This is a genomic window from Priestia sp. TRN 1309, assembly GCF_050846875.1.
Classification (GTDB): Bacteria; Bacillota; Bacilli; order Bacillales; family Bacillaceae_H; genus Priestia; species Priestia zanthoxyli.
In genome coordinates, this window is sequence record NZ_JBOZGM010000009.1 from 1 (window position 1) to 21947 (window position 21947).

A 21947-nucleotide genomic window follows, 5' to 3' on the forward strand; every position below is an offset into this window, starting at 1 on the left:
CCACAGTAGCTCAGTGGTAGAGCTATCGGCTGTTAACCGATCGGTCGTAGGTTCGAGTCCTACCTGTGGAGCCATACGGAGAAGTACTCAAGTGGCTGAAGAGGCGCCCCTGCTAAGGGTGTAGGTCGTGTAAGCGGCGCGAGGGTTCAAATCCCTCCTTCTCCGCCAGTCGTTTTAAATTTAAATATGGCCCGTTGGTCAAGCGGTTAAGACACCGCCCTTTCACGGCGGTAACACGGGTTCGAATCCCGTACGGGTCATCTTAAAAAGGTTTGCATATATGCAAACCTTTTTTTATTTGCGCTTTTTTAAAGATTAAGTAAACAGGAATAATAGTTAGGAATAATTACCATGAATTTTCAGAATAAAAAGTAAGTTTTAAGCAGGATTTTCCCTATATCATATGGAATTATTCATAAAGTAATAAAGTATGAAGAGTATGGAATAAAGAGTAATTTTAAAGAACATTTATTCTATTATATTTGTAGAAAAGGTTTATGTTTTTACTATAAAAGGGAATGAGTGGTAAGAAGCGTATATTATGTGCGTATATTATGTTTGAAGTTAAAGGGGTGGCAAAAGTGAATCTAGCGGTTCAGCCTACTGAATTTGATGTTCATTTGTATCACGAAGGAAACTTATTTCGCAGTTACTCTATTTTCGGTGCGCATCAGGTAACGGTAGAAGGAATTGAAGGCGTACGATTTTGCGTGTGGGCACCTCATGCAAAGGGTGTAAGCGTTGTAGGTGATTTTAATAAATGGAACGGTTTTCAACATTCAATGGTTAAAGTTAATGAAGAAGGTATTTGGATGACATTTATCCCTGAATTAGAACAAGGGACTATTTATAAATATGAAATCATCACACAAAGCAATCAAAAAAAATTAAAAGCAGATCCATACGCTTTCTTCAGTGAAGTGCGTCCAAACACTGCGTCTATTGTTTACTCATTGGATGGGTACAAATGGAACGACCAATATTGGCGTAGAAAGAAAAAACAGCAAAATATATATGAAAGACCACTGTGTATTTACGAGCTGCATGCAGGGTCTTGGAGGACTCATGAAGATGGCAGCCTTTATACATACAGTGAATTAGCACAGGAGCTTATTCCTTATATTGCTGAACAAGGTTTTACACATATTGAGTTATTACCAGTCATTGAGCATCCGCTCGACCGATCCTGGGGATATCAAGGAACTGGATACTATTCTGCTACCAGTCGATACGGTACACCTAAAGAGTTGATGAACTTTATAGATGAGTGTCATCAAAATAATATAGGCGTTCTTTTAGACTGGGTACCCGGGCATTTTTGTAAGGATGAACATGGTCTGTATATGTTCGATGGAGAACCTACTTATGAATACAAAAAAGAACCCGACCGTGAAAACTATGTTTGGGGAACAGCTAATTTCGATTTAGGCAAGCCTGAAGTACAAAGTTTTCTCATTTCGAACGCTTTGTTTTGGTTGGAGTACTTCCACATAGATGGATTTCGAGTAGATGCTGTAGCTAATATGCTTTATTGGCAAAATTCTTCTGGAAAAGCAGTAAATGATGGAGCTGTCAGCTTCTTAAAAAAATTGAATGAAGCTGTTTTTAAATCTGATGAAACGATATTAATGATGGCAGAAGATTCAACGGATTGGCCCCTTGTTACAGCACCTACGTATGAGGGCGGTTTAGGCTTTAATTATAAGTGGAACATGGGATGGATGAATGACGTTTTAACGTACATGGAAGCTGGAGTGGAAAGACGTCCCTATCTTCACGATAAAATGACCTTTTCACTAATGTATGCGTTTAACGAAAACTTTATTTTGCCGCTTTCTCATGATGAAGTCGTACATGGGAAAAAATCATTGCTTAATAAGATGCCAGGTGATTACTGGCGCAAGTTTGCACAGCTTCGACTGCTATATGGATATTTCTTTGCACACCCTGGAAAAAAGCTTTTATTTATGGGCGGAGAGTTTGGCCAATTTGATGAGTGGAAAGATTTAGAAGAGTTAGACTGGATGCTTTATGACTTTGACATGCATCGCAATCTTAACGGATATATGAAGGATCTCATCAAGATTTATAAAAGAAGCAAGCCTTTATATGAATTAGACCATAATCCAGATGGATTTGAATGGATTGATGTTAACAATCATCATCAACAAATTTTCTCCTTTATTCGCAAGTCGAAAGAAAATCAGGAGATTTTTATAGTTGTTAGCAATTTTTCTGAGCATCCATATCATTCTTACAAAGTTGGAGTTCCAGTTGAGACAGAGTACATTGAAGTTATTAACAGTGATGACGAAGTGTACGGCGGTTCAGGCATTGTAAATAAAAAGGCATTAAAATCAGTGGATGAATCGTTTCACGGTCAACCTTTTTGCATTGAAATGAATATTCCGCCGTTTGGCATTAGTATACTACGAGCAAAGAGAAAACGAGGGGAGAGAAAACAACATGTTAAAAAAGAAATGCGTAGCGATGTTATTGGCAGGAGGAAAAGGTAGTCGGCTAAGTTCGCTTACAAAAAATCTAGCAAAGCCAGCTGTACCATTTGGTGGTAAGTATCGAATTATTGATTTTGCTTTAAGTAATTGTACAAATTCAGGTATTGAAACAGTGGGTGTATTAACACAATATCAACCGCTAGTTCTCAATTCATACATTGGAATTGGAAGCGCTTGGGATTTGGACCGACGGAATGGTGGCGTCACAGTATTGCCTCCATACGCGGAGTCAGATGGAGTAAAGTGGTATAAAGGCACAGCTAGCGCTATTTATGAAAATTTAAACTATTTGACACAATATGATCCTGAGTACGTACTGATTCTATCAGGTGATCACATTTATAAAATGAACTATGAAAATATGCTTGATTATCATATAAACAAAGAAGCAGATGTAACGATTTCTGTTATTGAAGTACCTTGGGAAGAAGCGAGCCGTTTTGGTATTTTAAATACAAATAGTGACCTAGATGTAATGGAGTTCGATGAAAAGCCACAGCGTCCTAAAAATAATCTAGCTTCTATGGGGATTTATATTTTTAAATGGAGTATTTTAAAAGAATATTTAGAAATGGATGCACGCAATCCATACTCAAGCCATGATTTTGGTAAAGATGTTATTCCGCTTTTACTAGATGAAAAGAAAAAGCTAATTGCATATCCATTCCAAGGTTATTGGAAAGATGTAGGAACTGTAAAAAGCTTATGGGAAGCGAATATGGATTTGTTATGTGATAAAGACGAGCTTAATTTATTTGACTCTTCATGGAAAGTATACTCTGTTAACCCTAATCAGCCTCCTCAATATATTGCGCCAAACGCCTGCGTGGTGGAGTCATTAGTAAATGAAGGGTGCGTTGTCGAAGGAAACGTAGAGCAGTCCGTGTTATTTCCAGGTGTACAAATCGGTTCAGGTTCTGAAGTTAAGAAAACGGTTGTCATGCCTACTGCAAAGATAGGCTCTAACGTATATATTGAAAACGCAATTGTTCCATCGGACATTGAAGTTCCAGACGGTACTATCATTCGACCGACCAAAGGAAGCGAAGAAGTAATTCTTGTTACTCAAGAATTGATTGAATCAGTTGCTAAATGCATTTAACGAACAGAGAGGATGAACGACATTGAATAATCAAATGCTTGGTATTATTGATGCTTGTACAAACACAACAGCGCTGCAGCCTTTAACCTTTTATAGATCGATTGCTGCCATTCCTTTTGCAGGGCGCTATCGATTAATCGATTTTACGCTTTCTAATATGGTGAACTCTGGAATTTCGAGCGTTGCCATTTTTCCTCGTGATCGCTATCGCGCATTGATGGATCATATAGGTTCAGGAAAAGAATGGGATTTGGATCGGAAGCGAGATGGATTGTTTATCTTCCCTCCTATGACAAGTGATTTACACTTAGAGAGTCCATCACTATTCACGCAGTTCCGTTATCATATTGATTATTTCTTAAGAAGTAAGCAGGAATACGTATTAATTGCTAATAGTTATACGATATGTACAGTTGACTTTGAGCACGTGCTGCAGCGTCATATTGCTTCAAATGCAGATATTACTGAAATGAAGCAGGGTGATAAATCGCTTAATATGTATATTATTAATAAATCTATTCTAGTTAATATTTTGCAAAATGAATCGCATGATTTTTATACGATTAAAGAAATGGTTCGATATATGGCACAATCTCATCGTGTAGAAAAGTACGAGCACCATGGATATACGGCTGAGATTTCTAGCTTAGATGCCTACTATAAAACAAGTATGGAAATTTTATCTCCAGATGTTTGGAAGCAGTTATTTATCAACGAACGTCCTGTTTTCACTAAAGTAAAAGATGAACCGCCTACTCGTTACGCAAAAAAAGCGGTTGTGAAAAACTCAATGATCGCAAACGGGTGCGTGATTGAAGGACATGTGGAAAATAGTATTATCTTCCGAGGCGTTAAAATTGGAAAAGGTACGGTCGTTAAGAATAGCATTGTGATGCAAAAAGGCGTTATTTTAGAAAATAGTGTATTAGAAAATGTTGTTTTAGACAAAGATGTGAAAATAGGAAGTAATGAAACGTTGCTAGGTGAGTCAGGTCTACCTAGAGTCATTGCTAAAGGAACAACTCAAGGAGCGTTGATGAAGTCGTGAATGTATTATTTGCTGTATCAGAATGTGTACCTTTTATTAAAACAGGAGGATTAGCAGACGTAGCAGGTGCCCTGCCTAAAGAATTAAAAAAGTTAGGAACGAACGTATGTGTAGTCATGCCAAAGTACGGAACCATTCCTCAACATTATCAAGATGAAATGGTGCTTGAAAAAGTTATTCATGTGCAGGTTGGGTGGAGAAGACAGTACTGCGGGATTGAATCGTTAACGATGGATGGCGTTAAATATATTTTCATTGATAATGAATATTATTTTAAAAGAGATAGCTTATATGGGCACTACGATGACGCTGAACGATTTGCTTTCTTCAGCAGAGCTGTGCTTGAAGCTATCCCATTTTTAGAGAATGAGCCTGATATCATTCATTGTCACGACTGGCATACGGCTATGATTCCATTTTTACTTCGTGCTAATTATGATATGTATGATCATATCCAGACGGTCTTTACGATTCATAACTTGCAATTCCAAGGAATTTTCCCTAAAAGCAATTTATATGAGCTATTAAATTTAAATGATTATTATTTTACTACAAGCCAGCTCGAGTTTTATGGGAATATTAATTTTATGAAAGCGGCTCTTGTATCAGCTGATAAAATTACCACGGTAAGTCCTACATATCGAGATGAAATTCAAATGCCCTATTACGGAGAAAGTTTAGATGGATTATTGCGTCAGCGAAATCAAGATTTAATTGGGATTGTAAATGGAATCGATGAAGAAGCTTATAGCCCAGACGCAGATCAGCTTATATCTTATCCTTATTCTGTAGAAGAGATTGAAGGAAAATATAAAAATAAAAAAGAGCTCCAGCGCTATCTTGAATTAGAGGAAAATAACGATGTTCCAATTATTTCGATGGTTACAAGGTTAACCCAGCAGAAGGGATTGGATTTAGTCAAGCACGTTTTCCATGAGACGGTTAACTTAGGAGCCCAAATTGTTATTTTAGGAACTGGCGAACACGAGTTTGAGCAGTTTTTCCGTGAGATGGAAGATACGTACCCGCAACAAGTAAAAGCCATTATTGGTTTTAATGAGGAACTCGCTCATAAAGTTTATGCCGGTACGGATTTATTTTTAATGCCTTCCCGTTTTGAGCCTTGCGGACTCGGACAATTAATAGCCTTAAAGTATGGAACCATTCCAGTCGTGCGTGAAACGGGCGGCCTGAATGACACGGTCAAAGCTTATAATGAATATAGCGGAGAGGGAAATGGCTTCTCTTTTAAGAATTATAATGCTCATGACATGCTTCATACGTTAGAAAGAGCTGTTTCATTTTATCACCAGAAAGATGTATGGAAAAAATTAATGATGGATGCTATGAGTCAGGATTATAGCTGGGGGCAATCGGCATTTAAATATAATCAATTGTATTCAAATTTGACATCTACTCCATCGTGAAAGGGTGAGCAGATTGTTCTCTGATAAAAAAAGCTTTCAAGAGGCTTTTTTAAAAAAGCTGGAAATGACATATGGAAAGAGCTTTAAAGAATCTACTGTTCAAGATCACTATCATACATTAGGAAATATGGTGCGAGAGTATATTAGCAGCGATTGGATTTCAACCAATGAAATTCATAGGTCTTCACATACAAAGCAAGTGTATTATCTTTCTATCGAATTTTTATTAGGCAGACTGTTGGGTCAAAATCTGTTGAACTTAGGAATTCGGGAAGTTGTAAAAGAAGGATTAAGTGATCTGAATATTTCACTTGAAAATATTGAGGAAATCGAAGTAGACGCAGGATTAGGAAACGGGGGATTAGGCAGGCTTGCTGCTTGTTTTTTAGATTCTCTTGCTTCACTTAATCTTCCTGGTCACGGTTATGGGATTCGCTATAAACACGGTTTGTTTGATCAAAAGATTGTAAACGGCTTTCAAATTGAGCTCCCAGAACAATGGTTAAGGCATGGGAATTCATGGGAAGTACGCAAATTAGATCAAGCAATCGAAGTGAACTTTTGGGGCGAAGTTGAAATGGTACAGGAAGACGGAACATTCTCTTTTCGTCATGTAAAAGGAGAACCCGTCTCTGCTGTTCCTTATGACATCCCGGTTATCGGGTATAAAACAGATACAGTGAATACACTTCGCCTTTGGAATGCGGAGCCTTCATCATTTCCAGTACATAAAGATGTGATGGAGTATAAGCGTCAAACAGAGGCTGTATCAGAATTTTTATATCCGGATGATACACATGAAGATGGTAAAATATTAAGGTTGAAACAGCAATATTTTCTTGTGTCAGCTAGCTTACAAAGTATTATCAGAGCACATCGAAATACCTATCAAACACTTACAAACTTTCACGAAAAAGTAGCCATTCATATTAACGATACGCATCCTGTACTTGCGATTCCTGAGCTAATGAGAATTTTACTGGATGAAGAAAAAATGGAATGGGAAGATGCATGGCATATTACGTCCAATACCATTTCATACACAAACCATACGACTCTTTCTGAAGCCCTTGAGAAATGGCCGATTGATTTATTTCAACCCTTGCTTCCACGAGTGTATATGATTATTGAAGAAATTAATGAGCGCTTTTGTAAAGAATTATGGGAAGCATATCCAGGAGACTGGCAGCGGATTGAAAATATGGCTATTTTAGCGCACGGGCTAGTAAAGATGGCTCATTTAGCAATTGTGGGAAGTTATAAAGTAAACGGCGTGGCAAAGATTCATACTGATATTTTAAAAGAACGAGAAATGAAAGATTTTTATCAGTTTTATCCTGCTAAATTTAACAATAAAACGAATGGAATTACCCACCGGCGCTGGTTGTTAAAAGCTAACCCGCAGCTTTCCTCTCTTATTACCGAGGTGATAGGAGATAAATGGATTAAACAGCCGCATTCTCTTATAAAGCTCCAAGAGTATGTGGAAGATCCAAGCTTTTTACAAGGACTAAAAACAGTAAAACAACAGCGTAAAAAGCTGCTTGCCGATATTATTCAAGAGCAAACGGGAATTAAAATAGATTCACATTCTATTTTTGATGTACAGGTTAAAAGGCTTCATGCTTATAAAAGACAGCTTTTAAATGTACTGCACATTATGTATTTGTACAATCGATTAAAAGAAGACCCTAATTTTCAAATCGTGCCTCGTACATTTATTTTTGGTGCGAAAGCTTCTCCCGGCTATTATTATGCAAAAAAAGTCATCAAGCTAATTAATTCTGTAGCTGATGTTGTCAATCATGATCCACAAACATCACCGTTTTTAAAAGTCGTTTTTTTAGAAAACTATCGAGTGTCACTTGCTGAGTATATCTTTCCTGCAGCGGATGTCAGCGAACAGATTTCAACCGCCAGCAAAGAAGCTTCGGGAACGGGAAATATGAAATTCATGATGAACGGAGCGTTAACTCTTGGTACGATGGACGGAGCGAACGTCGAAATTAGCGAGGCAGTAGGAAAAGATAATGTCTTTATTTTTGGGTTAAAAGCCGAAGAAGTATTGAGCTATCAGCAAAATGGAGGATACCGTGCCTATGATTATTACCATCATGATAAGCGGATTCGACAAGTGCTCGAGCAGCTCACAAACGGCTTCTTACCTGACACATATGACTTATTCGAGCCTATATATGATTCATTATTAATGCAAAATGATGAATACTACGTACTCCGTGACTTTGACTCATATGTTACGGCACAGCAAAAAGTAAACGAAGCTTATGGAAATGAAAATAAATGGCTTCAAATGAGTGCGACGAACATTGCACATTCCGGCTTTTTTTCTAGTGACCGAACGATTGAGGAATATGCATCTGATATTTGGGGAATTCATTCCACTAAAAATTTATTAAATCAATAAATAAAAAAGGTGTAGTCAACGACTACACCTTTTTTATTTTATCTGTTATCACCGTTTAAGAAATCACCTAAAGAACCAAGGATACTGCCTTCGCCTTTACCTCCCGTTGGTGAAACTGCACTTGATAAAACGCGATCGGCTAGTCGACTAAAAGGAAGAGATTGAATCCAAACTGTTCCCGGTCCTGACAGAGTAGCAAAAAACATGCCTTCTCCTCCAAACAGAGCTGTTTTAATTTTCCCTACATACTCGATGTTGTAATTTACATCACGGGTCATGGCCACTAAACAGCCAGTATCCACACGAAGGCGTTCACCCGGCTGCAGCTGTCTCTTATGAATGGTGCCGCCTGCATGCAAAAATGCGAGGCCATTGCCTTCTAATTTTTGCATAATAAAACCTTCACCGCCAAAGAAGCCCGTTCCTAGTTTTTTTTGAAAGTCAATACCAACGGATACGCCTTTGGCAGCGCATAAAAAGGAGCTTTTTTGACAAATAATTTTATGATCGAGCTGCTCTAAATGGACAGGAATAATCTTACCTGGAAAAGGTGAAGCGAAAGATACTTTTCGCTTGTGATATCCGTTATTTGTATATACCGTCATAAATAAACTTTCACCAGTTAATACGCGTTTCCCAGCACCTTTTAGTTTATTAAAAAGTCCGCTGCTGTTGGAGGAAGAACCGTCACCAAAAATGGTTTCCATCTCAATATCATCTTCCATCATCATCATTCCTCCAGCTTCTGCTATCACACTTTCTGAAGGATCTAATTCAATTTCAACAAACTGCATGTCATCTCCATACAATTTATAATCAATTTCATGTGCATTCATTATGTTCACCTCATTATTAATTCTAATCTCCTATTCATTCGATGTCATCTCCCATAGCTCCTACTAAAAATAGAAAAAAGAGTAGTATGAAGAACTACTCCTTTTCAGTGTATGGATCTTTCTCATAGGCCGGTAAATCTCCAAATATGGTCATCGTACCTTCTTCATCCAGTGCATTTTCATATCGCTCATGCTCTTTTGAAGGATAAATAGGAAGAGGCTGTCCATATAAATCGGTAGCGGCAAAGTTTTCATAATCTTCAACGTACCCAATAGCTTCATCCGCCTCAATATAGGTTTCACTATAGTTAGACGTATCTTCTATAAAATCAGAAGGAGATTCAGACGTCCCGTAACGCGCAACGTCTTGCCAAGAATCTTCTGCGTCGTATCCTGTCGTCTCGGTATCGTCATAGTCGTATTGACCAAATGGGTGATGGAGAACATTTTCTTCTACAGGTCTGTGCTTTGGAATATCCTGTGATGGGCTATGTTCTCTACAGTATAAAGTAGTTGGTACAGCCTGAAGTCTTTCAAACGAGATATCTGCTCCACATACTTTGCATGTTCCATACGTGCTGTGAGCGATTGCCTGCAGTGCTTCTTCTATTTCATGTAGCTCTTGTTTTGCATGTTCATTTAGTGCAAGGTCTTTTTCACGCTCGTATGTTTCTGTGGCTGTGTCACCAGGGTGGTTATCGTAGCTTGAAAGTTCTCCTACAGAATCGTGAGCGTCGCTTCGAGTTAGACCAAAATGATCATTTTGATCAAAGTGCGATTGAATATCAGCCTGCTGCTGCTGTAAATTTTGTTTTAACTGACTGATTTCTTGTTTTGAAAGTGTCATGAAGCTCCCCCTTAAAAATTTAGTGTGCTTTTGTAGTATGTGTTAAAAATTCAAAAAAACACGATTCATATTAGGAGGATTTGGGGTATTCATGAAGCTAAGAGAGAAATGGAGTGGAAAATTAAAGAAAGGTAAAGGTTATAGAAAAGGGTATGATAAAAATAACATTCTTGAGGGCTAAAGAGTACTAAATAGATCATAAAGATTTTTTTATTGGTTTACTGAAAAGGCGTAATTTAGACAAGCGAAATTAATTTTTGCTCATGAATCGCGATGCTAGATTTTTTTGAACTGAAAGTTTATAATAAGTTAGTTACAGACTTAAGAAAAAAAGATGAACGGGGGGACGTAGTGTGATTGCAACGACCGAACAGTTAGTACAAGAATACATTAAAGATGCGATTGAGTGTGCAAAAAATGAAAATCAGCCAAAATTGGTCAGTTTAGTGAAAAAAGTAAGACCTATTGACCCCCTTATTTTTTATGCGAACGGACATGACCAGTTTTATAAAGAACGCTTTTTTTGGAAAGATCCCAACAGTTATTATACATTTGTTGGACTAGGATATGCGCATACTATTTGCACCAATGCGGCAAAAGAACGTTATTTCCACATTGAAAATGAATGGAAGCGCTTTATAAAAGAAGACTTTTATAAAAATAACCAAATTTTCCCTGATGGGACAGGTCCTCTTTTATTTGGAGGATTTTCATTTGACCCAAATCAGTATCGAGAAAACTATTGGAGTGATTTCCCGAGTTCAAAATTTATGATTCCAACTGTGTTATATACCCAGGTAAATAAAGAAGGATATCTTACCGTTAATATGATGGTTAAAGGACAAGATTCTGTAAAAGAGCACATCAATTATTTCGAAGAGATCCAAAAACTTGTTCTTTGTGAAGAGTACGACGGGGAATCTCATATTTCACCTTTGCTGTTGGAAAAAGAAGAAATTGGGGTAGAGAAATTTAAAGGAAATATTGAAAGAGCTACTACTTTAATTAAGCAACAGGTTATAGAGAAAGTGGTTCTTGCTCGCCAATTAAAAGTAAAATTTAATGAAGATATTTCTACTGAATACGTGCTTCAGCGTCTGTTAAAGGAACAGCCAACTAGCTACACATATATTTTAGAGGGAGAGCATCAGCATTTTATCGGCGCTTCCCCAGAAAGACTAGTACAAAAACAAGGAGATTACGTGTTTTCCACTTGTTTAGCGGGTTCGATTCCAAGAGGAAAGACAAGGCAGGAAGATCACGAACTAGGTGAGGAATTGCTTCAGGATCCTAAGAACTTAATTGAGCACGATGTTGTTGTTCATATGATTAAAGAAGCGATGAATTCTTATTGTTATGAAGTAGAAATTCCAAGTAAGCCAAGTTTATATAAAACAAAGCATATTCAACATTTGTATACACCTGTGAAAGGGCGTATAAAGGAAGATGTGACGCTATTTTCATTTATTCAAAAGCTCCATCCAACACCAGCGTTAGGAGGATATCCTCAACAGGAGGCCTTGCCTATTATTCGAAAGCTAGAATCCTTTGACCGAGGGTGGTACGCAGCTCCTTTAGGATGGATGGATATCAATGGAAACGGTGAATTTATAGTAGGAATCCGCTCGGCTGTTATTCAGCAAAAAGAAGCTGTTTTATTTGCAGGCTGTGGAATTGTAGCAGATTCTACGCCTGAAAGTGAATATGAAGAAACAAAAATTAAATTCAACCCGATGCTTTCAGCTTTAGGAGGGATTATGCGTGGAACACATTAAATCATTAACAACGTATATTGCGTCATTCGTGGATGAATTAGTAGAAGCAAATGTTGAAGAAGTAGTGGTCAGTCCAGGGTCACGTTCAACGCCTATTGCGATGCTTATGGCTGAGCACCCTGATATTCATGTGCACTTAAACATTGATGAACGTTCTGCCGGCTTTTTTGCTCTAGGAATAGCAAAAGCAAAGAAAAAACCAGTGGCGCTTGTATGTACATCTGGAACAGCTGCAGCGAATTATTATCCTGCAGTAATTGAAGCTCACTACTCACGCATTCCTTTAGTCGTTATCACAGCGGATCGGCCGCACGAGTTAAGGGATATAGGTGCCCCGCAGGCAATTAATCAGAATCATCTTTTCGGTCAGTATGCGAAGTGGTTTGTAGATACAGCTTTACCAGAAGAAAGTGCAGATATGAATCGTTATATTCGAACAGTAGCTTCAAGGGCTGTTCATACAGCTCAAGCTATACCGAGCGGTCCTGTACACATTAACGTACCTTTACGTGAACCGATTGTACCAGATTTGTCTATTGAAGATTTATGGAGTCAGGGGAAACGCGGTAAATCATATGTGGCTGCTATTCATGGAGAAGCATCTCTATCTGAAAAAGGATTCGAAGAAATTGCGAAGCGCCTAGAGGGAACAACAAAAGGACTTATTATATGCGGAGATCAAATGTCTTTAAAAGCAGTAGACAGCGTATGCCGTTTAGCTGACGCTTTAAGCTTTCCGGTGCTCGCAGATCCGTTATCACAATTAAGAAGCGGCAAGCATTCAAAAGAAAATGTAATAGAGACATATGATACATTTTTAAAAAGTGATAAGGTTGATGAGCGTTTTTACCCCGAAGTTGTCATTCGTTTTGGCGCGATGCCGGTATCGAAACCGCTATTGCAATTTTTAAAAGCACACGAGCCGAAAGAAATGTTTGTAGTTGACCAAGGTAAAGGCTGGAGAGATCCTACTTTACGTTCAACAGTAATGATCGAAGCCAATGAAACATTATTTTGTGAAGAACTGATCAAGCGCCTTTCAGCAAATCAAGAGGAGTCTACTTCATGGCTGAGTCTGTGGAAAAAGATTAATGCTCAAACTGCACAGGCTCTCAAAACATTAACTTCTGGCCAGGAATGGTTCGAAGGACAAGTAGTTCAAGAAATTGTGGATGTAGTACCTGAAGGCACGGCTTTGTTTGTTGGAAATTCAATGCCTGTTCGAGATATTGATTCTTTCTTCTTAAATACGGAAAAAGATATTCCACTCTTTGTAAACCGAGGAGCAAATGGAATTGATGGTGTGGTTTCGTCTGCTCTAGGCGTAAGCACGGCTTACGATCACACCGTTTTATTTATTGGTGACCTATCTTTTTATCACGATTTAAATGGTCTGCTGGCAGCTAAGATGCATAATTTAAATTTAACCGTTGTGCTAGTTAACAATGACGGCGGAGGAATTTTTTCATTTTTACCGCAGTCAAAACAAGAAAAGCACTTTGAATTTTTATTCGGTACGCCAACTGGATTGAATTTTGAGCATGCCACTCGTCTGTATGATGGCACATTTTCTTCAGCAAGCAGCTGGGAAGAATTTCGACATGCAATGAACCATGCTTTCACAAAAGGCGGGTTACATGTTGTAGAGATTCGCACAACTCGTACAGAAAATGTAGAGACTCATCGCAGTTTGTGGAAACTTGTTTCCGAGGAAATAAATTTGTCAAACGGTGAGGAATAAGCAATGATGTATCAATTAAATGGTGTATCTTACTATGTGCACACCGAGGGAAAAGGAGAGCCGCTGCTGCTTCTTCACGGCTTTACCGGTTCTTCTCAAACCTGGCGTACCTTTATGAAGAAATTCGTTAAAGACTATCAAGTGATTGCTGTTGATATTATTGGTCATGGCCAATCAGCAGCTCCGAAAGAAATCAAACCATATTCAATGGAAGCAGTTGTTGAAGCACTGCATGAGCTGCTTCAACAGCTATCTCTATCACAGGTGAATGTAATTGGATATTCGATGGGAGGAAGGCTTGCTCTCTCATTTGCTCAGCGATATCCACACCTTGTGAAAAAGTTGGTATTAGAAAGCGCATCGCCTGGTTTAAAAACGCGAGAAGAACAAAAGCTAAGAAAAGAAAAAGATGAGCAGCTGGCGAGCCGCATTGTGAAAAATGGAATTGAAGAATTTGTGAACTTTTGGGAGGAAATCCCTCTTTTTCGTTCTCAAAAGCAATTGCCTAGCTATGTTCAAGAAGCGGTGCGTCAAGAAAGACTTTCGCATACAGAAATCGGCCTTTCCAACAGTTTGAAAGGAATGGGAACAGGAGTCCAGCCGTCCCTTTGGAAGAAGCTGGACGATCTGTTGATGCCGATTTTGCTTATTACAGGAGAAGTAGATCAAAAGTTTTGTTTAATTTCCAAAGAAATGCAAACATTAATACCAAATGCTACTTCTAAAATTATTTTAGGGACAGGCCATGCAATTCACGTGGAACAACCCGAGATTTTTGGTAGAATAGTAAGTGAGTTCTTAGCTACTACATAATTAGGAGGAAATAAAGATGACAGTTGAATGGACATCAGTACGTCAGTATGAAGACATTTTATACGAAACATATAATGGAATCGCTAAAATTACGATTAACCGTCCGGAAGTGCACAATGCATTCCGTCCAAAAACAGTAATGGAATTGATCGATGCATTTGCTTATGCTCGTGACGATGCAAGCGTTGGAGTAATTGTATTAGCAGGTGCTGGGGATAAAGCATTTTGCTCAGGCGGAGACCAAAGAGTTCGCGGTCACGGCGGCTATGTAGGAGAAGATGAAATTCCACGTCTAAACGTTCTAGATTTACAGCGTTTAATTCGCGTAATTCCAAAGCCGGTTGTTGCAATGGTATCAGGCTATGCAATTGGTGGAGGCCACGTTCTTCACGTTGTATGTGACTTAACAATTGCAGCGGATAACGCAGTCTTTGGACAAACAGGTCCTAAAGTTGGAAGCTTCGATGCAGGATATGGCTCTGGTTACTTAGCTCGCATCGTAGGCCATAAGAAAGCGCGTGAGATCTGGTTCTTATGTCGTCAGTACAACGCTCAAGAAGCACTAGACATGGGATTAGTAAACACGGTCGTTCCATTAGAACAGCTTGAAGCTGAAACAATTCAATGGTGTGAAGAGATGTTAGAAAAAAGTCCAACCGCTCTTCGTTTCTTAAAAGCAGCATTTAATGCTGATACGGACGGCTTAGCTGGTATCCAGCAATTTGCGGGTGACGCAACGCTTCTTTATTACACAACGGACGAGGCAAAAGAAGGTCGCGATGCATTTAAGGAAAAACGCAATCCAGACTTCCAACAGTTCCCACGTTTCCCTTAAACAGCTGAAACAGCTTGGTGATTATCATCAGGCTGTTTTTTCAATTTGATTTAGTTAATTAGTATAAAAAGGAGAGAAATTTATGAGTGGCCAAACGATTCCTAATGGGCTTATGCAAAGAGCATATTTGACGCCAAACCGAGTGGCGGTAGAAACACCGCAAACGTTGCTTACTTTTCAAGAGCTTCATAAGCGTGTTCAAAAAGTAGCGCAGCAGCTTTCGTTTAACGGTGTAAAGCAAGGTGATACCATTGCTTTATGCATGAAAAACAGCGTGGAGTTTATTGAGATTTTACATGCGGTTTCTTATATTGGCGCTCGGGTGCTGCTCGTCAATACGCGTTTGACAAATGAAGAAATCAATTATCAGCTAACAGATGCAAACGTGTCGTTGCTTATTACGGATGAAGCATTTTTAACGAGAGAGTTCCAAAGTTCCATTACTCAGCTTCCTTTATCTTCTTTAAAAAGTTCTCCAGAAACAGAAACGTATTTTCAGAAAACGTGGAATCTCGAGGAGACGTTCACCATTATGTATACGTCTGGAACAACAGGTAATCCAAAAGGAGTGCTGCAGACATATGGAAATCACTGGTGGAGTTCTATTGGTTCAGCGCTTAATTTAGGATTAAATGAAAAAGACTGCTGGCTTATAGCGGTTCCTTTGTTTCATATTAGCGGATTATCCATTTTAATGCGGAGCGTCTTTTACGGAATGAAAATCATTTTAGAAGAACGATTTGAAGCAAGAGCGGTGAATGAAGCCATTGAAAACAAAGGAGTAACAATTATTTCGGTTGTCACTTCCATGCTATCGAATATGCTGGATGAATTAGCTGAACGTAAATATCCAAATACATTTCGCTGTATGCTTTTAGGAGGAGGACCCGCACCGCTTACTATTTTAGAGGCTTGTGTGAATAAAGAAATTCCTGTTTATCAAACGTATGGAATGACAGAAACATCTTCACAGTTCGTTACGCTTTCACCTGAAGATAGTTTGCGAAAACTGGGATCAGCAGGTAAACCATTATTTCCGTGTGCAATGAAAATTGTAGATGAGAATGGAAATGAAACACGTGAAGCAGGAGAAATCATTGTTAAAGGTCCAAATGTTACAAAAGGATATTTAAATAAACCTGAAGCTACTAAAAAAGCCCTTCAACAAGGCTGGTTCTATACAGGAGATATCGGGAAAGTGGATGAAGAAGGCTTTCTATATGTATTAGACAGACGCTCGGACCTTATTATTTCAGGTGGAGAAAATGTATATCCAGCTGAAATTGAAAATGTTTTGTTGAAGCATCCCGCTGTTAAAGAGGCCGGTGTAACGGGAGTAGCCGATGGAAAATGGGGACAAGTTCCTGCAGCATGCATTGTTATAAACGAAGACGTTTCAGATGAAGAGTTATCTTTACACATTCAACAATTTTTAGCAAAGTACAAACTTCCAAAGTATTTCGTTCGAGTAGAGGAGCTGCCGCGAACGGCCTCTAATAAAATCATACGCCGGAAGCTATCATCGTTCATACAGAAAGGAATTTAATCGATGATTATCAAAAAAGTACATCTTTATAAAATTGACATGAAGCTTCTTTCTCCTTTTTCAACAAGCTATGGTACGGTCCAGGATCGAGAATTGATTTTGCTTGAAGTAGAAGATGAAAAAGGATTTACAGGATGGGGAGAAGTCGTTGCTTTTTCATCTCCTTGGTATACGGAAGAAACGATTCAGACATGTTTTCATATGTTAGACGATTTTTTAATTCCTTCGCTTCTTCACCAGCAGCTTCAAAAACCAGAGGATGTTCAAAAGTTATTCAAACCTCTAAAGCGGAACAACATGGCTAAAGCAGCTTTGGACTGTGCTGTATGGGATTTGTATGCAAAGCGCCAAAATAAGCCCTTAGCTGAAGTAATTGGCGGAATAAGGCCTGCTGTAGAAGCTGGAGTGGTAGTTGGCTTAAATGATATTTCCATCATGAAAGAACAAATAAAGACTTATATGAAAGATGGTTATAAGCGCTTTAAAGTGAAAATTAAGCCAGGCGCTGACTATGAGCTACTGAAACAAATTCGAGATGAATTTCCAAGCATTCCTCTTATGGCTGATGCCAATTCAGCCTATACGTTAAGCGATAGTGATTCATTGAAAAAACTAGATGAATTGAATTTAATGATGATCGAACAGCCGTTAAGTTCGGATGATATCCTTGATCATCGATTATTACAAAAGCAAATGAAGACGCCGATTTGCTTAGATGAAAGTATTGTGAGCTATGAAGATGCACGTCATGCAATCGAACAAAAAAGCTGCAAGATTATCAATGTGAAAATCGGTCGAGTTGGCGGAATGTCTGTAGCAAAAAAAATTCATGATTTATGCGCCCTACATGGTGTAAGGCTTTGGGTTGGCGGAATGTTAGAAGCCGGGATTTCACGAGCTCATAACATCGCCCTTGCCACACTGCCTTCTTTCACGATACCAGGTGACATTTCTGCGTCGTCTCGCTATTGGGAAAAAGATATTATTAAGCCCGAAGTAGAGGTAGAAGCCGGAGTAATAAAGGTGAAGGAAAAACCGGGGATCGGATACGATATTGATAAAAAGTTTATCAAAACAATCACAGCATTTGAAAAAGAATACAAATAATTAAAAACCGTTTTTTATGAAAAACGGTTTTTTTATTGATGTTGGCAATGTTTAGTAGAAAAATAGGACAAATTTTTTAAAAAGAGCACATTGTTCCATCAAGCGTGTCAAAACATGTTATGATGGAGTAGTTTGATGAAAAAAGTCGAAGGATTTTATCGTAAAAAACAAAATTATTTTTGAAAATAGGTTGATAGTTTTCTAAGTTGTCCTATATAATGTGTTTATAACATAACACAATATGTTGTTTGTTAAACAATAATAAAATACTATATTTTGTGTTTTCCAGTGAAAAAGGTGTCTGATAAAAAGACTTAAAAGGGAATTTGGTGAAAATCCAAAGCTGTCCCCGCAACTGTGAATGCTGATGAAATAAGGAGATCCACTGTGAGTAAACATCATGGGAAGGCCTTAAAGTAAAAAGAAGCATAAGTCAGGAGACCTGCCTTTTTTATGTCGTTTTATCTTCTTCGGGAGGTGAGAGGGTAGAGCGAGGATTGAGAAAAGACTTAGTGTCTTCTTCTATCTTCGTTCTATTCGCTCACCGAGGTACGGTGAGCGATTTTTTATTTTGAAGTGAAGAGAGGAGCCATATTTATGGTGAATACATTAAAGCCTACAATTCTACATGAATTAACTGCATATATTGAACGTTTAAAAAAAGAATTTACGCAACTTGATTTTTCTTTGTATGAGGAAAAGGTTATTCAAACTGTTACAGTAAAGGAAAATATGACGGACGAAAAGGTTGCAAACGTACTAATTTTGGCAGCCCTAGAGCGTATTTCAATGGAAGAACCAGATTGGACGTACGTGGCGGCAGACGTCTACTTAAACGAACTATATCGAAAAGCAGCGGACAACCGAGGTTATGATAAAAAAGAGAAGTACGGTTCGTTTTATCAGCTTATTCAAGAACTAACAAAAATCGGCATTTATAATAAACAGCTATTAAAAACATATACAGAAGAAGAAATTAATGAAATTGCTTCAGTCATTATTCCTGAACGCGATCGTTTATTTACATACATTGGATTGCTGACATTAGCAGATCGCTATTTAGCGACATCACATGATAAGCGTGTATACGAATTACCGCAAGAACGTTTTCTTATCATTGCTATGACGCTGATGTCTCAAGAAAAGAAAGAAAATCGAACAGCATTAGTAAAAGAAGCGTACTGGGCGCTTTCTAGTCTATATATGACGGTTGCCACACCAACACTCTCAAACGCAGGAAAGAGCTACGGACAGCTATCTAGCTGCTTTATTGATACGATTGATGACAGCTTACGCGGTATTTATGATAGCAATACAGATTTGGCCACGCTTAGTAAAAATGGAGGCGGAATTGGTGTCTACCTCGGTCATATTAGAAGCCGAGGAAGTGATATAAAAGGTTTTAAAGGCGTATCATCAGGAACAATTCCATGGATGAAACAGCTAAATAATACGGCTGTAAGTGTCGATCAGCTAGGTCAACGACAAGGAGCTATTGCCGTATATTTAGACGTTTGGCATAAAGACATTTTTTCATTCTTAGACGCGCGTTTGAACAATGGTGATGAACGCCAGCGCACGCATGATTTATTCACTGGCGTATGTTTGCCAGATTTGTTTATGGAAAAAGTAGAAGCACGTGAAGACTGGCACTTATTCGATCCTCACGAAGTTCGTACGCTGATGGGCTACTCGTTAGAAGATTTTTATGATGAAGAAGAAGGCAGCGGTTCGTTCCGCACTCGTTACGCTGAGTGTGTAAACAATGAACAGCTTTCAAGAGAAACAGTGCCTGCTATTGAGATCTTCAAGCGCATTATGCTTTCGCAGCTTGAAACCGGAACTCCTTATATGTTCTATCGTGATACGGTTAACCGAGCTAATCAAAACCGACACGCGGGCATGATTTACTGCAGTAACTTATGTACAGAAATCACGCAAAACCAAAGTACAACGGTCGTAACAGAGGAAATTACGGAAGACGGAAAAATTATTATTACAAAGAATCCGGGCGATTTTGTTGTATGTAATCTTTCTTCTATTAACTTAGCGAGAGCCGTAACTGAAGATGTACTTGAACGTTTAATTCCAATTCAAGTACGCATGCTTGATAATGTTATTGAGTTAAATGATTTGCCGGTACTTCAAGCAAAGCTAACGAATCAAAAGTACCGCGCAGTAGGGCTTGGCACATTTGGCTGGAACCATTTGCTTGCCTTAAAGAAAATAGCATGGGAGACAGATGAAGCGGTAGCATATTGCGATGAATTGTATGAACAAATTTCTTACTTAACCGTGCAGGCAAGCATGAACTTAGCTAAAGAAAAAGGCGCATATCCATTATTTAAAGGCTCAGATTTTGAGTCAGGCGCTTATTTTGAAACACGTGAATACACGAGCGAAGCGTGGAGTGAACTGCGTAGCGAAGTTCAAAGCAATGGGATAAGAAATGGATATTTAATGGCTGTAGCACCTAATTCATCAACATCTATTATCGCGGGTTCTACGGCAAGTATTGATCCGATTTTCCGTAAGTTTTATTCAGAGGAAAAGAAAAACTATAAAATCCCAGTGACGGCACCAGATTTATCGCCAGCAACAAACTGGTATTATAAGTCCGTTTATTTAATTGATCAGCACTGGAGCATTAAGCAAAACGCCAAGCGCCAGCGTCATATTGATCAATCTATTTCATTCAATTTATATGTACAAAATGATATCCGAGCAAAAGAGCTGCTGGATCTTCATATGACGGCATGGAAAGAAAAATTAAAAACGACCTATTACGTACGTTCAACATCAAGTGAAGTCATTGAAGAATGTGAAAGCTGTCATAGTTAAAAGGAGTGAATAATTGATGACAAGCATGTTAAAACGAGAATTAATGAACGAAACAGCTCCGAACCGTTCGACAGGAATCATCAACGGCAAGAGCTCCAATATTCTAAACTGGGATGACGTCCGATTTTCATGGGCGTTCCCTAAATACAAGCGTATGCTAGCTAATTTCTGGACGCCGTTTGAAATTAATATGGGGCAAGATATTAAACAGTTCCCTCAGTTAACCGCTGACGAACAAGAGAGCTTTCTAAAAATTATTGGCCTGCTGGCGCTACTGGACAGTATTCAATCAGATTATGCTAGCAAAGTAGCTGACTATGTAACCGATTCTTCGATTAACGCTCTAATGATTATTTTAGCGCAGCAAGAAGTGGTTCATAATCATTCGTATTCATATGTTTTATCAAGTCTTGTACCAAAAGGAAAACAAGATGAAGTATTTGAATACTGGCGTACAGACGAAAAGCTTCGCGCACGAAATGACTTTATTACAAACGGATATAAAGCATTTAGCGAAGAAGCAACGGTTGAAAACTTTTTGAAGTCTATGGTATATGATGTTATTTTAGAAGGACTTTTCTTCTATAGCGGATTTGCGTTCTTCTATAATCTTGCGAGAAATCAAAAGATGGTGGCGACATCTACGATGATTAATTATATCAATCGTGATGAACAGCTTCACGTTGGGTTATTTGAAAAGATTTTCAAGGAAGTACTAAATGAAAATCCAGCTTATCGTACGGAGGAGCTAGAAACGTTTGTAGTTGAAACGTTCCAAGAGGCAGCTCGTCTTGAAATTGAATGGGCGGAATCTGTTATTGGAGAAAAATTCGACGGCATTACGATGAAAGAACTGCAGCAGTACATTGAATATATGGCGAATAAACGCTGTAATCAGTTAGGCTTCGGTCGAGCTGCTTTCCCAGAAGCACCGATTGAAAATCCTCTTCGTTGGATTATTGCTTATCAAGAGGTAGATTTAGGGAAAACCGATTTCTTTGAACAGAAATCACGACAATATACAAAAGCATCAGATGCAAATGGATTTGATGATCTATAAACACAAAAGCTGACTAATTTCCTTATTG

Annotated in this window: 15 protein-coding genes, 2 tRNA genes and 1 riboswitch; of the genes, 15 read left to right on the plus strand and 2 right to left on the minus strand. The window is 38.5% G+C overall.

Annotation, left to right across the window (positions count from 1 at the left end; genetic code table 11):
- The first annotated feature begins 77 nt into the window (after positions 1–77).
- From ACRPLQ_RS24360 to ACRPLQ_RS24390, 7 genes are all read left to right on the plus strand, one after another.
- Positions 78–168 (plus strand) — tRNA-Ser (locus tag ACRPLQ_RS24360).
- Positions 169–188: 20 nt separating this feature from the next.
- A tRNA-Glu gene (locus tag ACRPLQ_RS24365) sits at positions 189–260 on the plus strand.
- A 294-nt stretch (positions 261–554) separates the two neighbouring features.
- Positions 555–2516, plus strand: coding sequence for a 1,4-alpha-glucan branching protein GlgB (gene glgB / locus ACRPLQ_RS24370; protein ID WP_033579577.1), 1962 nt, complete (start codon positions 555–557; stop codon positions 2514–2516).
- Positions 2467–3618: a glucose-1-phosphate adenylyltransferase gene (locus tag ACRPLQ_RS24375; RefSeq protein WP_016765788.1), complete on the plus strand. Its 1152-nt coding sequence runs from the start codon at positions 2467–2469 to the stop codon at positions 3616–3618. The genes glgB and ACRPLQ_RS24375 overlap by 50 nt, the downstream gene beginning before the upstream one ends.
- 22 nt (positions 3619–3640) lie before the next feature.
- Positions 3641–4666 (plus strand): glucose-1-phosphate adenylyltransferase family protein, encoded by a 1026-nt coding sequence (locus ACRPLQ_RS24380; RefSeq protein WP_025750736.1) that lies wholly within the window; start codon positions 3641–3643, stop codon positions 4664–4666.
- The gene (gene glgA / locus ACRPLQ_RS24385; RefSeq protein WP_028411872.1) at positions 4663–6093 is read left to right on the plus strand and encodes a glycogen synthase GlgA; all 1431 of its coding nucleotides are present in this window, start codon (positions 4663–4665) and stop codon (positions 6091–6093) included. The genes ACRPLQ_RS24380 and glgA overlap by 4 nt, the downstream gene beginning before the upstream one ends.
- A 13-nt stretch (positions 6094–6106) precedes the next feature.
- Positions 6107–8518 carry a glycogen/starch/alpha-glucan phosphorylase gene (locus ACRPLQ_RS24390; RefSeq protein ID WP_028411871.1) on the plus strand — a complete coding sequence of 804 codons (2412 nt, stop codon included), beginning with the start codon at positions 6107–6109 and terminating at the stop codon, positions 8516–8518.
- Between the two features lie 38 nt (positions 8519–8556).
- Here the strand turns inward: ACRPLQ_RS24390 and ACRPLQ_RS24395 are convergent, their stop codons facing one another.
- Positions 8557–9354 (minus strand): TIGR00266 family protein, encoded by a 798-nt coding sequence (locus tag ACRPLQ_RS24395; protein WP_063248614.1) that lies wholly within the window; start codon positions 9352–9354, stop codon positions 8557–8559.
- 94 nt (positions 9355–9448) lie between these two features.
- A complete protein-coding gene (locus ACRPLQ_RS24400; RefSeq protein WP_165635082.1) occupies positions 9449–10201 on the minus strand; it encodes a TraR/DksA C4-type zinc finger protein in 753 nt (250 codons plus the stop codon).
- A gap of 353 nt (positions 10202–10554) precedes the next feature.
- Between ACRPLQ_RS24400 and ACRPLQ_RS24405 the strand changes: the two genes are divergently transcribed.
- The 8 genes from ACRPLQ_RS24405 (at position 10555) to ACRPLQ_RS24440 (ending at position 21919) form a co-directional block, all read left to right on the plus strand.
- Positions 10555–11976 carry an isochorismate synthase gene (locus tag ACRPLQ_RS24405; RefSeq protein WP_165635083.1) on the plus strand — a complete coding sequence of 474 codons (1422 nt, stop codon included), beginning with the start codon at positions 10555–10557 and terminating at the stop codon, positions 11974–11976.
- Positions 11963–13717 (plus strand): 2-succinyl-5-enolpyruvyl-6-hydroxy-3-cyclohexene-1-carboxylic-acid synthase, encoded by a 1755-nt coding sequence (gene menD, locus ACRPLQ_RS24410; RefSeq protein ID WP_033579580.1) that lies wholly within the window; start codon positions 11963–11965, stop codon positions 13715–13717. Before ACRPLQ_RS24405 ends, menD begins: the two co-directional genes overlap by 14 nt.
- A 3-nt stretch (positions 13718–13720) precedes the next feature.
- Complete coding sequence (gene menH / locus ACRPLQ_RS24415) at positions 13721–14530, plus strand: 2-succinyl-6-hydroxy-2,4-cyclohexadiene-1-carboxylate synthase (RefSeq protein ID WP_165635084.1); 810 nt, start codon at positions 13721–13723, stop codon at positions 14528–14530.
- Between the two features lie 16 nt (positions 14531–14546).
- Positions 14547–15365, plus strand: coding sequence for a 1,4-dihydroxy-2-naphthoyl-CoA synthase (gene menB / locus ACRPLQ_RS24420; protein WP_013085280.1), 819 nt, complete (start codon positions 14547–14549; stop codon positions 15363–15365).
- 82 nt (positions 15366–15447) lie between these two features.
- On the plus strand, positions 15448–16911 hold the full coding sequence (locus ACRPLQ_RS24425; protein WP_165635085.1) for an o-succinylbenzoate--CoA ligase: 1464 nt from the start codon (positions 15448–15450) through the stop codon (positions 16909–16911).
- A gap of 3 nt (positions 16912–16914) precedes the next feature.
- Positions 16915–18018 carry an o-succinylbenzoate synthase gene (gene menC / locus ACRPLQ_RS24430; protein WP_028411865.1) on the plus strand — a complete coding sequence of 368 codons (1104 nt, stop codon included), beginning with the start codon at positions 16915–16917 and terminating at the stop codon, positions 18016–18018.
- Between the two features lie 278 nt (positions 18019–18296).
- Positions 18297–18482, plus strand: a riboswitch (cobalamin riboswitch).
- A 133-nt stretch (positions 18483–18615) separates the two neighbouring features.
- Positions 18616–20859, plus strand: coding sequence for a ribonucleoside-diphosphate reductase subunit alpha (locus ACRPLQ_RS24435; RefSeq protein ID WP_028411864.1), 2244 nt, complete (start codon positions 18616–18618; stop codon positions 20857–20859).
- A 16-nt stretch (positions 20860–20875) separates the two neighbouring features.
- Positions 20876–21919 (plus strand): ribonucleotide-diphosphate reductase subunit beta, encoded by a 1044-nt coding sequence (locus ACRPLQ_RS24440; RefSeq protein WP_013059560.1) that lies wholly within the window; start codon positions 20876–20878, stop codon positions 21917–21919.
- Positions 21920–21947: the final 28 nt, after the last annotated feature.

Bases quoted from the DNA above. Each gene is read 5' to 3' on its own strand.
- glgB (WP_033579577.1), top strand. From the start codon at position 555: ATGTTTGAAGTTAAAGGGGTGGCAAAAGTGAATCTAGCGGTTCAGCCT.
- ACRPLQ_RS24375 (WP_016765788.1), top strand. From the start codon at position 2,467: ATGTTAAAAAAGAAATGCGTAGCGATGTTATTGGCAGGAGGAAAAGGT.
- ACRPLQ_RS24395 (WP_063248614.1), bottom strand. From the start codon at position 9,354: ATGAATGCACATGAAATTGATTATAAATTGTATGGAGATGACATGCAG.
- ACRPLQ_RS24400 (WP_165635082.1), bottom strand. From the start codon at position 10,201: ATGACACTTTCAAAACAAGAAATCAGTCAGTTAAAACAAAATTTACAG.
- menH (WP_165635084.1), top strand. From the start codon at position 13,721: ATGATGTATCAATTAAATGGTGTATCTTACTATGTGCACACCGAGGGA.
- menB (WP_013085280.1), top strand. From the start codon at position 14,547: ATGACAGTTGAATGGACATCAGTACGTCAGTATGAAGACATTTTATAC.
- ACRPLQ_RS24425 (WP_165635085.1), top strand. From the start codon at position 15,448: ATGAGTGGCCAAACGATTCCTAATGGGCTTATGCAAAGAGCATATTTG.
- menC (WP_028411865.1), top strand. From the start codon at position 16,915: ATGATTATCAAAAAAGTACATCTTTATAAAATTGACATGAAGCTTCTT.
- ACRPLQ_RS24435 (WP_028411864.1), top strand. From the start codon at position 18,616: ATGGTGAATACATTAAAGCCTACAATTCTACATGAATTAACTGCATAT.
- ACRPLQ_RS24440 (WP_013059560.1), top strand. From the start codon at position 20,876: ATGACAAGCATGTTAAAACGAGAATTAATGAACGAAACAGCTCCGAAC.